Raw genomic sequence first — 13,223 nt, 5'->3', positions numbered from 1 at the left:
CCTGTGCCAGGCGCGCTCGAGCCAGTGCCTGAAAAAGTGAAGTGATTTCGCCGTCGGGGACGACCCTGGCGCCTGAACAAAAACGGCGGGACGGCTCGCCTCCCAGTCGAGCCCGCCACCTGCGCGGGCTCCGGGGGATTTTCCATGTTCGAAAAAGTCCTGATTGCCAACCGTGGCGCGATTGCCTGCCGCATTCTGCGCACCTTGCGTGAACTGCACGTCGAAGGCGTCGCGGTGTATTCCGAAGCCGATGCCGCCAGCCTGCACATCCTGCAAGCCGAGCAAGCCCACAGCCTCGGCGATGGCGCAGCGGCCGGCACCTATCTGGCCGTGGACAAGATTCTCGCCATCGCCAAAGCCAGTGGCGCCACTGCGATCCACCCCGGTTACGGCTTCCTCTCGGAAAACGCCGCGTTCGCCGAAGCCTGCGCAAACCATGGCATCGCCTTCATCGGCCCGACACCGGAGCAACTGCGGGTGTTCGGCCTCAAGCACACCGCACGCGCCCTGGCCAAACAGCACGGCGTGCCGATGCTCGAAGGCACCGAACTGCTCGACAGCCTCGACGCCGCGCTGATTGCCGGCGAGCAGGTCGGTTATCCGGTGATGCTCAAAAGTACTGCCGGTGGCGGTGGCATCGGCATGCGCGTGTGCCGCAACGCCAGCGAACTGAGCGAGTCGTTCGACGCGGTGAAGCGCCTCGGTCAGAACAACTTCAGCGACGCTGGCGTGTTCATCGAGAAGTACATCCAGCGTGCGCGGCATCTGGAAGTGCAGGTGTTCGGCGACGGCCGCGGCGCGGTGATCGCTCTCGGCGTGCGCGACTGCTCGGTGCAGCGGCGCAATCAGAAAGTCCTTGAAGAAACCCCGGCACCGAACCTGCCCGAAGGCATGGCGGATGAGCTGTGCGCAGCGGCGATCAAACTGGCCAAAGCAGTGAATTACCGCAGCGCCGGCACCGTCGAATTCGTCTTCGACAGCGATGCGCAGCGCTTCTATTTTCTGGAAGTGAACACCCGATTGCAGGTCGAACACGGTATTACGGAACAGGTGTGGGGCGTCGATCTGGTGCGCTGGATGATCGAGTTGGCGGCCGGTGACTTGCCGCCGCTGGCCGAGTTGTTCGCAGGCCTGCAACCGCAGGGGCATGCGATTCAGGCGCGGCTGTATGCCGAGGATCCGGGCCGCGATTTCCAGCCCAGCCCCGGCTTGCTGACGGCGGTCGATTTCCCGGTCGCCGATGGCCGGCACCTGCGCATCGACACCTGGGTCGAGGCCGGTTGTGAGATCCCGCCCTACTTCGATCCGATGATCGCCAAAGTCATCAGCTGGGCGCCGACCCGCGAACAGGCCCGCACCGATCTGCATCAGGCCCTCGGCGACAGCCAGCTGTACGGCGTGGAAACCAACCGCGACTACCTGCGGCAGATTCTGCTCGATACGCCATTCGCCAGCGGCCAGCCCTGGACCCGTTGCCTGGAAGGCCTGGTGTACCGGGCCAACACGTTTGAAGTGCTGAACGCCGGCACCCAGACCAGCGTCCAGGACTACCCCGGTCGCCTCGGCTACTGGGCGGTCGGCGTGCCACCCTCGGGGCCGATGGACAGTCGTGCGTTGCGTCTGGGTAATCGTTTACTGGGCAACGATGAAGGCCTGGCGGCGCTGGAAATCACCATGAGCGGGCCGTTGCTGCGCTTCAATTGCGATGCGGTGGTGGCCGTAACCGGCGCACCGATTGCCCTGACACTCGATGGCCAGCCGCAGGCGATGAATACCGCCCTGCTGATCCCCGCGGGCAGCCAGCTGCATCTGGGCAATCTGTCGGGCGCCGGGGCCCGCAGCTACCTGTGCCTGCGCGGCGGCGTGCAAGTGCCGGATTATCTGGGCAGCAAAAGCACCTTCACCCTCGGCCAGTTCGGTGGCCATGGCGGACGTGCCTTGCGCGCCGGTGACGTGCTGCATCTGGCTGCCCTGAGTGAGCGCAGCGCCGGGCAGACATTGGCGCCCCATCACGTCAGCGAATTACCTGCCGTGCGCCGGATCCGCGTCATCTACGGCCCCCATGGCGCGCCTGAATATTTCACTGAAAACTACATCGACACCTTTTTCGCCACGCAATGGGAAGTGCATTTCAACTCCAGCCGCACCGGCGTGCGCCTGATCGGGCCGAAACCGGAGTGGGTGCGCGCCGACGGCGGCGAGGCCGGTCTGCATCCATCGAACATTCACGACAATCCCTACGCCATCGGTGCGGTGGACTTCACCGGCGACATGCCGGTGATCCTCGGCCCGGACGGCCCGAGCCTTGGCGGTTTCGTGTGCCCGGTGACGGTGATCGAGGCGGATCTCTGGCAACTGGGTCAACTCAAGGCCGGGGACAAAGTGCAGTTCGTGCCCGTCGACCTCAAGACCGCACGCGATCTCACCCTGAATTGGGATACCTGTGCGAGCTGTCTTGCCAGCGATGGGACCCGACCAGACACCGCACCCACCTCATCGCCGGCAAGCCAGCTCCCACAGGAGTTGGTTTCGCCTGTGGTGCTGGATTTGGGTCAGGGGGACACGCGACTGGTCGCCCGACTGTCCGGCGATACCCATCTGCTGCTGGAAATCGGCGCCCCGGAGCTGGATCTGGTCCTGCGCTTCCGGGCCCACGCACTGATGCAGGCGCTGGAAGGCAAAAACCTGCACGGCGTAATCGACCTGACACCCGGCATTCGTTCACTGCAGATCCACTATCAGCCCGAGCAACTGCCGCTGGTTGATCTGCTCGGGATCGTCGCGGGCGAGTGGGATGCCGTGTGCGCTGCCGGGGATCTGCAAGTACCGTCGCGCATCGTCCACCTGCCGCTGTCGTGGGACGATCCGGCCTGCCAGTTGGCGATCGAGAAATACATGACCACCGTGCGCAAGGACGCGCCGTGGTGCCCGAGCAATCTGGAGTTCATCCGCCGCATCAATGACCTGCCCAACCTCGACGAGGTGCAACGCACAGTGTTCGATGCGAGCTATCTGGTAATGGGCCTCGGTGACGTCTACCTCGGTGCGCCGGTCGCCACACCGCTCGACCCGCGCCATCGGCTGGTGACTACCAAGTACAACCCGGCGCGCACCTGGACCGCCGAGAACTCGGTGGGCATTGGCGGCGCCTACCTGTGCGTCTACGGCATGGAAGGTCCGGGCGGATATCAGTTCGTCGGGCGTACCTTGCAGATGTGGAACCGCTATCGCGAAGTCGCCGCGTTCGAAGGCAAACCGTGGCTGCTGCGTTTCTTTGACCAGATTCGCTTCTACCCGGTCAGCGCTGACGAACTGCTGCGCATCCGCCGGGATTTTCCCCTCGGACGTTTCGACCTGAACATTGAACAAAGCCAGCTCAATCTCGGCGAATATCAAGCGTTTCTCAACCGCGAGGCCGAGAGCATCCACGCCTTTCGCCTTCAGCAACAAGCCGCGTTCAACGCCGAGCGCGATCGCTGGATCGCCAGCGGCCAGGCGCATTTCGACAGCGAAGAGGCCGTGTCGCAAAGCTGCGAAGAAATGCCACTGGCCTGCGGTCAGCAGAGTGTCGACAGCCATATCGCCGGCAACCTGTGGCAGGTCCAGGTCGAGGTCGGGAGTCGCGTCGCGGCCGGCGATGCGCTGGTGATCCTGGAGTCGATGAAGATGGAAATCCCCGTGCTCGCACCGCTGCCCGGCGTGGTCCGGGAGATTCGCGTGCAACCCGGTTCGGCGGTACGCGCCGGTCAACGGGTCGTGGTGCTGGAACTCGACTGAACCCATTTTTGCAAAGGATGACCCCATGAATCTGCAACTCGATGCCCTGCGCCAGGCCTACCGCGACGGCCAGACCACCCCCCGCAAATTGCTGTTGGCCCTGCGGGAAAAAGCCGCTGCGCTCAATCCCGACTATCACTTGTTTATTCATCTGCTCAGCGTCGAGGAACTGGAGCCGTACCTCGCCAGCCTCGACGGCCGCGATCCAGAGAGCTTGCCGCTGTATGGCGTGCCGTTCGCGATCAAGGACAACATCGACCTGGCCGGTGTCCCGACCACGGCCGCGTGCCCCGCATTCGCCTACGTTCCCGAACGCTCGGCAACCATCGTCGAACAGTTGCTGGCGCTGGGCGCAATTCCGCTCGGCAAGACCAACCTCGACCAGTTCGCCACCGGCCTGAATGGCAGCCGATCACCGTACGGCGCCTGCCCGAACAGCGTGCTGCCGGAATATCCCTCCGGTGGTTCCAGCGCCGGCTCGTCGCTGGCAGTGGCGCTCGGTGTCGCCAGTTTTGCCCTGGGCACCGACACCGCGGGCTCCGGAAGGGTGCCGGCGGCACTGAACAACCTGGTGGGTTTGAAGGCCAGCAAAGGGCTGATCTCCACCGCCGGTGTCGTACCGGCCTGCCGCACGCTGGACTGCGTCACGACCTTCACCGCAACCGCACGCGAGGCCAGCCAGTTGCTGGCACTGACCGCCCGCTTCGACCTACGGGATGAATACAGCCGCCGCAATCCGGCGTGGAATGACGGCTCGGCATTCGGTGCTCCCAAACCCTTCCGGTTTGGCGTACCGCGGGCGCAGGATCTTGAGTTTTTCGGTTGCCCCGAAGGGCCGCTGCTGTTCGGCGATGCCATCGACCGTCTGAAGGCTCTGGGCGGCGAAGCGGTCGAACTGGATCTGTCGCCGTTCCTCGAGGCCGCGCGGTTGCTGTACGAAGGGCCATGGGTCGCCGAGCGTTACAGCGTCGCCGGCGAATTGATGGAACAGCGTCCCGAAACGGTGCTGCCGGTGATCCGCGCGGTGCTGGCCAAAGCGCCCTCGGTGACGGGCGTGCAAGCGTTCCGTGCACAATATCGACTGCAAGCGCTCAAAGCCGTTTGCGATCAGGCCCTCGACGGACTCGACTGCGTGCTCACGCCGACCATCGGCCGACCAGTGACCTTGGCCGAACTGGACGCCGAGCCGGTGCTGCGCAACGCCGAACTGGGTTACTACACCAATTTCATGAACCTGCTGGATTACACGGCCGTCGCCGTGCCCAGTGCGCTCATGGGCAACGGTTTGCCGTGGGGCGTGACGCTGTTTAGCCGAGCGTTCACCGACCAGTATCTGCTGGGCCTGGCGGACGCCTTGCAGCGCCAACAAAATCCCTCGCTGCCGACACCGACGAGTCCGGCGCGCAACGACCGGGCGCGGCTGGTGGTCTGCGGTGCACACCTCGATGGACTGGCCCTGAACTGGCAGCTGCAGCAACGCGGCGCACGCCTGATCGAAGCCACCTGCAGCTCGAAGGACTACAAGCTCTACGCGCTGGCCGGTGGTCCACCTCTGCGTCCGGGCATGTTGCGCGTGACGGAAGGCGGCGTGGCAATCGAGGTGGAAGTCTGGGAGTTGCCGAGCGGCGAACTTGGTTCGTTCCTGACCGGTATTCCGGCGCCGCTGGGCTTGGGCAAGGTGCAACTGGCGGATGGTCGTTGGGAAAGCGGATTCATCTGTGAACCCTACGGCCTGGAAGGTGCGATCGACATCAGCCATCTGGGTGGCTGGCGCGCCTACCTGGCCAGCCGCAACTGACCCGAAAACCCTGCAAATCGCCGACCCTCTCTGCTGGAGAGGGTCGGTGAGAAAGCGCGGCGTCTGATTACCCGTCATTTCAGGCACAAATCCCGCAGTTTTTTCCCGGCCATCTCACTAGAATGCTGCCATCGGGCCACCGTCGACGGAACTGCCAATGCCGCTCAGATCTGCGTTTTACTCCCAACGTTCGCTGGTATTGACTCTGGTCGCCCTCCTCGGCGCAGGCTTCCTCGCCACCTCGCTGCTCAGCTACTACGCCTCGCGGGCCTCGATCCGCGACAACATCGTCAACACCGAACTGCCGCTGACCTCCGACACGGTGTACTCGGAAATCCAGAAAGACCTCGTCAGACCGATCCTGATTTCCTCGATGATGTCCCGCGACACCTTCATGCGCGACTGGGTGGTGAACGGCGAAAAAGACAGCGACCAGATGACCCGTTACCTCGACGAGGTCATGACCCACTACGGCGCCTACACCGCGTTCTTCGTCTCCAACAGCACCCACACCTACTACCACGCCAAGGGCGTGCTCAAGCAGGTGAAAATCGACGAGCCGCGCGACACCTGGTACTTCCGCGTGCGCGACATGAAGGATCCGTACGAGATCAACGTCGACCCGGACCTGGCCAACAAAGACAACATGACCTTCTTCATCAACTACAAGGTCTACGACTACAACGATCGCTTCATCGGCGCCGCCGGCGTAGGGCTGACGGTGGATGCGGTGATCAAGCTGATCGACAAGTACCAGCAGCGCTATCAACGCAGCGTTTACTTCGTCGACACCTTCGGCCGACTGGTCTTGACCGGTGCCGAGGGCGGCCCGGAAGGTGCGCGGGTCGGGAAAAGCCTCAACGATCTCGACAGCATGAAAAGCCTGGTCAGCCAGTTGCCCAAACCCCACAGCGGCAGCTACGAATATTCAGCCCACGGCCAGGGACATTTCCTCAACGTGCGGTTCATTCCCGAGTTGAACTGGTACCTGTTCGTCGACAAACGTGAAGACGGCGCGCTGAGCGAAATCCGCCAGTCGCTGTACATCAATCTGCTGATCTGCCTGCTGGTGACGTTGATCGTGCTGTGGCTGGTGAACCGCTTGATCAAACGCTACCAGGACAAGATCCACGCCCAGGCCACCCTCGACAGCCTCACCGAACTGCCCAACCGCCGCGGCTTCGATCTGCTCGCCGCGCAAGCCCTGCAGGAAGCCCACCGCGAGCCAAAACCACTGACAGCGTTGCTTCTGGATCTGGACCATTTCAAGGAGTTGAACGACACCTACGGACACATGGCCGGCGATCAGGTTTTGATCGGCTTTGCCCGGGACCTGCAAAGCTGCCTGCGCCATTCCGACATCGTCTGCCGTTGGGGCGGTGAGGAATTCATCGTTCTGCTGAAGGACACCGACGGCGAGACCGGTCAGAAGATTGCCGAGAAGATCCGCCAGCACGTCGAACAGCATGAATATGCCTACAACGGTCACACGCTGAATCTGACGGTCAGCATCGGCGCCACCACCCTGCAACGGGATGACACCTTGCACAGCCTGCTGTCCCGGGCCGATCATGCGATGTATCGGGCCAAACAGACTGGCCGCAATCGCACCTGCGTGGAAATGCCTCACTCGACCTATGCCTGAAGCCCATGAACAAACCTGACCTCTGCCCGGCCTGCGGCGCCCGCAACGACTGCACCCTGGCCGACCCGCGCACCGCCGACCGCGCCTGCTGGTGCTACGGCGTCTCCATTGACCCGGCAGTGCTTGAAGCCCTACCGCCGGAACTGCGCGACAAGTCCTGTCTGTGCCCGCGTTGCGCCCAGGTCGAGGCGCAACTGCAAGCGGCAAAGCCATCGATCCCGTAAGATGCGCCCCCCGCTGCCTGCCGATTCCTGATCATGCGTGTCGACCGTTTCCTCAGTAACCTGCCCTGCTACAACCGCAAACAGGTTCGCCTGTTGCTGGTGGAAAAGCGCGTGCGCATTGACGGAAAAGTCGTCAGCGATCCCCATAGCGAAGTCCTGGAATTCAGCCGTGTCGAAGTCGACGACGAAGTACTGCAAAGCGGCAAACCGGCACGCTATTTCATGCTGCACAAACCGCAGGGCTGCGTCAGCGCCACCCGCGATCCCGAGCACCCGACCGTGCTCGACCTGATCCACGAGCCGGACAAGGACGACCTGCACATCGCCGGGCGTCTGGACTTCAACACCACCGGGCTGATGCTGATCACCAACGATGGCACCTGGTCGCGGCGCCTCACCCAACCGCAGACCAAGCTGCCGAAGGTCTATTACGTCGAGACCGAGCAGGAGATCGGCCCGGAATATGCGATCAAGTTCACCGAGGGGATCTATTTCGCCTTCGAAGACCTGACCACCCAACCGGCGAAGCTGGAAGTGCTCGGCCCGCGAACAGCGCGGTTGAGCATCGTCGAGGGTCGCTACCATCAGGTGAAGCGCATGTTCGGCCACTTCAACAACAAAGTGCTGCGCCTGCACCGCGAATCCATGGGCCTGCTGAACCTGGATAACGCGCTAAAATCGGGCGAATACCGCGCCCTGCGCACCGAAGAGATCCATTTGTTCTAAGCCGCCGACCGCTCAGCAGAAGTTGTCGAACAATTTACCAACGGCACTTGCGCGATCCGGATCCCCCTGCTTGAATCAGGACGTCGGCCAAATTGTGACCGATGAGTCACACATAACTTCTAAGAAACTTTTTGTCGGTAGAGAGCCTTCAAGGCTCCGCCTCAGCCGGCAGATTGCCCGCCAATAACAATACCCGTCGACCTGCCGTTCCGGATCGACATGGGCTCCAAAATTCCAGGCGTATGCCTACCTGTCACAAAGCTCGTGCAATCTCTATTTGCGCGCATACCCGCTTGCCAGGAGTCTTATGACATGAGGCCAGAAATCGCTGTGCTGGATATACAGGGTCAGTATCGGGTTTACACGGAGTTCTATCGCGCAGACGCCGCGGAAAAGACCATTATTCTGGTCAACGGCTCGATGGCCACGACTGCGTCGTTTGCACAGACCGTGAAAAATCTGCACCCGCAATTCAACGTGGTTTGCTACGACCAGCCCTACGCGGGCAGGTCGAAAATCCACAATCGCCACGAGAAACATCTGACGAAAGAAGTCGAAGGTCTGATCCTGCTGGAGCTGATCGATCACTTCGCCGCTGAACACGTTTTGTCGTTCTCCTGGGGTGGCGCCGCGACCATGGTCGCCCTCGCCCATCAGCCTCGGCGAATCGAAAAAGCCGTGATCAGCTCGTTCTCCCCGGTGATCAACGCGCACATGCTTGATTACCTGGAACGCGGCGTCGAATGCCTCGGCCAACGTGACGGCGACCGGGTCGGGCACCTGGTCAACAACACCATCGGCAAACACCTGCCGTCGCTGTTCAAGCGCTTCAACTATCGCCACGTCAGCAGCCTGGCCGAGCACGAATACGGGCAGATGCACTTTCACATCAGCAACGTGCTGAACAGTGATCGCCAGTGCTATCTGAACGCGGCGAAAAAGATCAACGTGCCGGTGCTGTTCATGAATGGCGAATGGGACGAATACACCGCCGCCGAAGATGCGCGCCTGTTCGGCAGCCATGTCGCACAGAGCACCTTCACCACCCTGCAGGCCACCGGGCACTTCCTTGACATGGAGCACAAGTCCGCTTGCCGGGACAGCCAGAACGCGCTGCTCGGCTTCCTGAAACCTGCACAGCAGCCTATCAGCCGAACGCGTCACCCGTTTACTCAGGATCACCATGCATTGGCCGTTTGAAACAGTGTCGTCGCGAGCAAGCCTGCGGGACTGAGATAAAGCCGTCCTCCAGCCCGCAGCGCTTGCCCGCGATTGACCGATCCGGCTCTGATTCAGGCTTTTCCGCTCGCCACGCACAAAGAAAACTTCAAATCCGTGGCCGAGTCTGGTACAAAGTCAGCCGCTCTGAGCGGGTGTCGTATAATGGCATTACTCCAGCTTCCCAAGCTGATAACGAGGGTTCGATTCCCTTCACCCGCTCCAATCGAATTTATGTCCTGCGTCGTGGTTTGACGGGGGATGCGCAAACAAAAAAACCGGCCTTGATGGCCGGTTTTTTTATGCCTGCGTTTTGAGGTCAACTGCTTGTTCGGCAAAGAACAATTCAGAAACACACCGTTGATTGCAGTTACGCTATTCCTCCTTATGTTTAGCCGCCAGAGAAGCATATGAGGTATGACCTAATGGCCATGCTTGGGATAAATCACGGAGTAACCCCATGTTGTCCATGAAACCCGGCCCCCAAAAGGAGTACACAAGTCCATTCGCAGACTTCATTCGTAATGCGAAATCGGAAGAAAAGAAGCGCGTTTACAGTGAAGTGCTGACCGAAGCCACCAAAAAACAGAATGAAGTGATGCTGGCTGCACGTGAAAAGCAAGCCTGATTACGTTAGTGGATATCCAAAATTGCCCGGCCAAGTGCCGGGCTTTTTCATTCTGACGTTGGCGTGGTTCTCAAGCTTTTGCACGAAAAGAATATGAGACTCGCGCGCGGATCATTACAGGGGAGAAATTCAGTAGACCGGCGTAGATGGCCGTTTTTTGAGGCCTGATGTCTAATGACACGCAAGCTAGTTTTTGAACCATTCAGAAACAACACGTTGATTGAATTCCGCCCGTGTGCGCTTACGCTCCTGACAATCAGCCACTCATGTCGTGAGCGCTCCTATGTCGAAGCGTTCGGCCCCAAGGGAAATGATCCGCATGCTTTATCCAATCGCAATATCCCCCAGCGAAGGCGACTCAACATGGGGTGTTGAAGTACCAGACCTCCCCGGTTGTTTCTCCGCCGGAAACGATCATGGCCATGCGTTGGAAATGGCCAAAGAGGCGATCGAAACCCACATCGAGATTCTCGCTGAGAGCGGTGCCGTGATACCTGCCGCCAGCAAGGTCAGTAACCATGTTTCCGATCCGAGGTTTGAAAACTGCGTATGGGCGTTGGTGGATGTGGACATCAGTCAGTGCCTGGGGAATACCCAAGAGATCAACATCACACTCCCAGGCTACTTGATGAGCCGCATAGACCTTCACGTCAGCCAGCATCCGGAGGAAAAGAGTCGTTCCGCGTTTTTGGCTTCGGCTGCGCTGCGTATGTTGAGTTCGTGAAGAATCTCTCGCCGCACACAAACATGGCGTGATGCTCGCCATGTTTTCAGACGTTTCCCGGCGACCAGCCCTTGAGATTCCGCTAGCATTCGCACACCCAAGAGGACGCTCGGGGTTTCGGATGTACTCAACAAGGACGACTCATGCTTTCTTCCGCACGCTTGGGCGATAAACACGTTTGCCCGTTGCCAGGACATGGCACAACCCCGATTGCCTCAGCCTCAGCTGACACCAATATCAATTTCATGGGCGCCGCTCGCGTTCGCGATACATGCGGCTGTGGCGCAGTGATCACCACCGGTTTTCCATCGATTCTGATTAACGGCCGACCAATGGCTCACCTCTCCAGCCCCACCAGTCACGGTGGAACGATCATCACCGGCAGTGACGACACCTTTGGTGGTTTTGTTCTTGGGAGCACCGTTGGTAGTCCTGTTATCGATTTCGCCTTAATGGGTGCGATTCGCCCTGACGGAAAGGTTGATGAGGAACGAATGGCCACACTGCTGGCCGATCCTCAGTTGAAAACCAAGGCAACGGCTGTGGGTGCCCTTGTCGATCCTAACGCCCCTAAAAAACCGCCAGCCAAGAAGGCCAAGCCTGAGGAAGAAAAGAAACCTGCCGCCTGCACTCACCCCGATAACATGGACCCCGTGGCGGCTTACATTGCCGAGGAGATGAACCGGAACATCCTGCATCCGTCGGTCTTGAAAATGAAAAATGCCAACAGCTTCGATCCGGCAGCGGAAACAAGGAAATACCGGGAGTTGCCGTGGTATGCCCGAATTGGGGAACCGCCGAACTACTACACCATGGCGCTAGGAAAGAAAGCAGCGGCATTGACGTTGTGGACGGAGCGGGTTGGACAGAATCGCCCCTGGGATCACAAGCCGATTATCAAGAAGCGGTTCGGCTCGTATTACTACAAACACGGGAAATATGATTACTTCTACGACATCTGGTCGAACATCCATTACGGTTATGTCGGCAGAGCTGGGGGATTATCCGAAAGTCTTTTGCTGGATGGCGCAGGACTTGAACAGATCGCATCAAACTCGATTCGTAAAGCCCAGGACTGGAAGAACAAACCCGGGCCACGTCAGTCACCGGGTGTCGAAGGGCTGCGGGCTTGGGATGACGTCGCCGACAGGGTTTCCATCAGCATTGGTGTGAAGCTGTACAAGCGATACCTGCACGGTGGGATTACAGCAAAAATTGTCATGGATGAAGTGCTCGCCGTAGCACCTGAAAATTGGGGAGATGGAGTCAGTGTCCACGAATGCAAGTAAGCGACGCCCGCTCTATCTCGTTATGCGGTTACTTATTCTTGTGGTGTTGACGTATCTGGTTTGGTACGTCGCAGTGCCACGCGTTGAGATTGATTTCTCTAAACAAGGCACAGGTGATTTGAGGTTTGTGCTGAATACGCAAAATGAGATCTTTCGCGGAAACCTTGCCCCCGGAGAGTCTACGGGCGGACCAGGGCATCTGTTTCCCGATGATGATTTTTTTATGGAGTTTGATTGGCGTAATTCCGGGCAAAACCATTGCGTCAGGATCACTCCGAAATGGCCCACGACTAAAATTCATATCGGGAACAATGGCGAGGTTGACCGTAGCGCTGGCAGTGGCACTGATGTCGATCAGTTGGAGCCTTGCGCACCTTGAAGATTTATACGAGACAAACTTCGTAAAGAAAAACCGGCTCAATGAGCCGGTTTTTTTATGCCTGCCAGAACAGCTGCAATTCAGCCCTTCACCTCAACATGATCCAGCGCCTGATTGACCGCCAACTTCCCCAGCATCACGACCTGTGCGATCCCCAGTGCCGTCCTACGATGGGACGGATCGAGCACGGCGGCGAAGTTGCTGAGCATTTCGCTGGCCGAGCCCAGGGATTCGCTGGCGTTGGCGAGCAGGGATTCGGTGTTGTAGGCCGGATTGGCGAGGAACATCGGTTCAGGCTGGTTGGTCGTGCCCATGACATTGGCGCCGGGGCAGAGATAGTGATCGAGGGCGCGGTTGGCGGCGTCGTTGAGTTTTCTGGAGTCGATTGAGGTGTAGGGGGACGTTGGGTCGGTTTCAACTTCAGGTGGGTTCGGAGTTGGTTTGAACATGATTTCATCTCTCAAAGTACAAGTTTGAGCTGACCCATTCGGTTCCACGCGAAAGGAGGCAGCTGTACGCAGGTTGGAACCCGGGGAGAGACAACCCGGCAGACCCGAAGGTCTCCCGCGCACAGCCGCCATAACAGAGTGCACACATTCAAGGTGCGCAGCATACGTCATGAATAACGATTGTACGTTCCAACTCTCCTCGGGGTTCCAATCCCGATCGCCGATTCATCAGCGACCTTCACAGGCTAGAGCCCACACTTCCGACGGACAACCTGAAAACCTTGTGGGAAGGATCAGCAAACAGGACCCACTCTTTAAACATCCCGAATCGAAAAACCGCGCTTACAGATCCCCAACACTCGTTCG

At 59.6% G+C, this 13,223-nt stretch carries 10 protein-coding genes and 1 tRNA gene; 10 read left to right on the top strand and 1 reads right to left on the bottom strand.

What is annotated here, in order from left to right:
- Window positions 1–144: 144 nt before the first annotated feature.
- The 10 genes from uca (at window position 145) to CAF87_RS25430 (ending at window position 12,029) form a co-directional block, all read left to right on the top strand.
- Complete coding sequence (gene uca / locus CAF87_RS25470) at window positions 145–3,777, top strand: urea carboxylase (RefSeq protein ID WP_085729987.1); 3,633 nt, start codon at window positions 145–147, stop codon at window positions 3,775–3,777.
- A 25-nt stretch (window positions 3,778–3,802) separates the two neighbouring features.
- Window positions 3,803–5,575, top strand: a complete 1,773-nt coding sequence (gene atzF / locus CAF87_RS25465) for an allophanate hydrolase (protein ID WP_085729986.1) — start codon at window positions 3,803–3,805, stop codon at window positions 5,573–5,575.
- Window positions 5,576–5,732: 157 nt separating this feature from the next.
- On the top strand, window positions 5,733–7,220 hold the full coding sequence (locus CAF87_RS25460; protein WP_085729985.1) for a sensor domain-containing diguanylate cyclase: 1,488 nt from the start codon (window positions 5,733–5,735) through the stop codon (window positions 7,218–7,220).
- 5 nt (window positions 7,221–7,225) lie between these two features.
- On the top strand, window positions 7,226–7,444 hold the full coding sequence (locus CAF87_RS25455) for a cysteine-rich CWC family protein (protein ID WP_085729984.1): 219 nt from the start codon (window positions 7,226–7,228) through the stop codon (window positions 7,442–7,444).
- A 33-nt stretch (window positions 7,445–7,477) separates the two neighbouring features.
- Window positions 7,478–8,170, top strand: a complete 693-nt coding sequence (locus CAF87_RS25450; RefSeq protein ID WP_085729983.1) for a pseudouridine synthase — start codon at window positions 7,478–7,480, stop codon at window positions 8,168–8,170.
- A 312-nt stretch (window positions 8,171–8,482) separates the two neighbouring features.
- On the top strand, window positions 8,483–9,370 hold the full coding sequence (locus tag CAF87_RS25445) for an alpha/beta fold hydrolase (protein WP_085729982.1): 888 nt from the start codon (window positions 8,483–8,485) through the stop codon (window positions 9,368–9,370).
- Between the two features lie 169 nt (window positions 9,371–9,539).
- Window positions 9,540–9,613, top strand: a tRNA-Gly gene (locus CAF87_RS25440).
- Between the two features lie 235 nt (window positions 9,614–9,848).
- Window positions 9,849–10,016, top strand: coding sequence for a hypothetical protein (locus CAF87_RS29355; RefSeq protein WP_170929657.1), 168 nt, complete (start codon window positions 9,849–9,851; stop codon window positions 10,014–10,016).
- A 319-nt stretch (window positions 10,017–10,335) separates the two neighbouring features.
- The gene (locus CAF87_RS25435) at window positions 10,336–10,740 is read left to right on the top strand and encodes a type II toxin-antitoxin system HicB family antitoxin (RefSeq protein ID WP_085730117.1); all 405 of its coding nucleotides are present in this window, start codon (window positions 10,336–10,338) and stop codon (window positions 10,738–10,740) included.
- A gap of 143 nt (window positions 10,741–10,883) precedes the next feature.
- Window positions 10,884–12,029: a polymorphic toxin type 44 domain-containing protein gene (locus CAF87_RS25430; RefSeq protein WP_085729981.1), complete on the top strand. Its 1,146-nt coding sequence runs from the start codon at window positions 10,884–10,886 to the stop codon at window positions 12,027–12,029.
- Between the two features lie 459 nt (window positions 12,030–12,488).
- Here CAF87_RS25430 and CAF87_RS25420 read toward each other — a convergent pair whose 3' ends face one another.
- Window positions 12,489–12,857 carry a DUF6124 family protein gene (locus CAF87_RS25420; RefSeq protein WP_085729979.1) on the bottom strand — a complete coding sequence of 123 codons (369 nt, stop codon included), beginning with the start codon at window positions 12,855–12,857 and terminating at the stop codon, window positions 12,489–12,491.
- Window positions 12,858–13,223: the final 366 nt, after the last annotated feature.

Source organism: Pseudomonas sp. R38(2017) (genome assembly GCF_002112395.1).
Lineage (GTDB): Bacteria > Pseudomonadota > Gammaproteobacteria > Pseudomonadales > Pseudomonadaceae > Aquipseudomonas.
This window is presented reverse-complemented; position numbering and strand designations above follow the sequence as displayed.

Excerpts from the sequence above, each read along its gene's own strand:
- uca (WP_085729987.1), top strand. The coding sequence starts at position 145 with ATGTTCGAAAAAGTCCTGATTGCCAACCGTGGCGCGATTGCCTGCCGC.
- atzF (WP_085729986.1), top strand. The coding sequence starts at position 3,803 with ATGAATCTGCAACTCGATGCCCTGCGCCAGGCCTACCGCGACGGCCAG.
- CAF87_RS25460 (WP_085729985.1), top strand. The coding sequence starts at position 5,733 with ATGCCGCTCAGATCTGCGTTTTACTCCCAACGTTCGCTGGTATTGACT.
- CAF87_RS25455 (WP_085729984.1), top strand. The coding sequence starts at position 7,226 with ATGAACAAACCTGACCTCTGCCCGGCCTGCGGCGCCCGCAACGACTGC.
- CAF87_RS25450 (WP_085729983.1), top strand. The coding sequence starts at position 7,478 with ATGCGTGTCGACCGTTTCCTCAGTAACCTGCCCTGCTACAACCGCAAA.
- CAF87_RS25445 (WP_085729982.1), top strand. The coding sequence starts at position 8,483 with ATGAGGCCAGAAATCGCTGTGCTGGATATACAGGGTCAGTATCGGGTT.
- CAF87_RS29355 (WP_170929657.1), top strand. The coding sequence starts at position 9,849 with ATGTTGTCCATGAAACCCGGCCCCCAAAAGGAGTACACAAGTCCATTC.
- CAF87_RS25435 (WP_085730117.1), top strand. The coding sequence starts at position 10,336 with ATGCTTTATCCAATCGCAATATCCCCCAGCGAAGGCGACTCAACATGG.
- CAF87_RS25430 (WP_085729981.1), top strand. The coding sequence starts at position 10,884 with ATGCTTTCTTCCGCACGCTTGGGCGATAAACACGTTTGCCCGTTGCCA.
- CAF87_RS25420 (WP_085729979.1), bottom strand. The coding sequence starts at position 12,857 with ATGTTCAAACCAACTCCGAACCCACCTGAAGTTGAAACCGACCCAACG.